A 1291-nucleotide genomic window follows, 5' to 3' on the forward strand; every position below is an offset into this window, starting at 1 on the left:
GTAAATATTATTATACCTGGCCCAATTCTTTGAATATCGGAAGGTATCGGGTACAATTCCAGACAAATTCTTCTGCAGAGCCTGAAGTGTCCCCAATCTTTAGGATCTCATCACCCGATCCGGTTTCTTTTACAACATCAAGTACTGATATTCCATGTGCAGCAGCTCAAGGTGAATCTCAATTTGGTACAATCACTATTAACGCCTCTGGAGGAAATACTCCGTACGAATATCAAATCGATGATGAACCTTGGATTGAGTTTTCCGGAAGTACAACAGTTCCAAAAGAAGTAGGAACGTATGCCATTAAAGTTAGGGATAAATATTACGCTCCTAACAACGGAGGGTGTGTTGCTAAAAATCCTGATAAATCTGTAAAAACCTTAACAGAAACCATCAGTCCCGCTACTCCTATTGTTATAAACGGATCCACCAAGGATGCTACCTATGCAGGACGTGCTAATGGAGCTATCATTGCAACTGTACAAGGCGGCACACCCGTGAGTAGCGGACCTACGTATACGTACAGCTGGCGTAGTGATCCTGTGGTTACTATCCCGCCTGCAACTGCATCTAATCCGGATATGAATACTTTTGAGATCTATCTTGAAGATTTACCTGCGGCAACCTATACGCTCGATATTACCGATGGGAAGGGATGTACTGAAAGCTCCGAATTTATTGTAAGTGAGCCTCCACCACTAGTTTTTGATACCCTACTTAAAACCGATGTGATCTGTGGGGATAATGACGACACTAATGATGATGGTACGATTAGCGCCAAAGCTATCGGAGGGATTCCGCCTTATGAGTATCAACTAATGCGTAAAAACGAACTAGACGTCTTTGAAGCCTATGGAGCCCCAGTACTCCTTGATGAAACGCAAACATTTGAGGCAACCATGCTTTCCGGTGGCATGTATCAAGTACGGCTTGCTGATAATACGGAAGATCCGCAGAATACCAATCCTGTGGTGTTGTCAACCGAAATCGAGATTATACAACCGCAACCTTTCTTTATTCAAAACATCACGCTGGAGGAAGCTCGCTGTATCGGACAAGCCTCAGGAAGTATGACTTTTGATATTCTGGGGGGAACCGGTACCTATACCCTCGATCTTCTTAAAGAGGGAGATCCTGCTTTTCAAAGAGTGCTAGAGAACATTCCTCATAATAGTACAGGCGTTACAGTGGATGATTTAAGTCGCGGAGTATATACTCTGAATATTATCGATGAAAATCTGTGTGCACTGATCAATCCCTTTTTAGAACGTATTGTAACCATCAGTGA

1 protein-coding gene is annotated in these 1291 nt (G+C 43.0%); it reads left to right on the top strand.

From position 1 onward, the window contains the following. Positions 1-1291, top strand: a 1291-nt coding sequence (locus ACJRPK_RS17445; protein WP_407141672.1) for a SprB repeat-containing protein, incomplete at both ends; no start/stop codon positions are given.

Source organism: Aquimarina sp. 2-A2 (assembly GCF_045505135.1).
Taxonomy (GTDB): domain Bacteria; phylum Bacteroidota; class Bacteroidia; order Flavobacteriales; family Flavobacteriaceae; genus Aquimarina; species Aquimarina intermedia.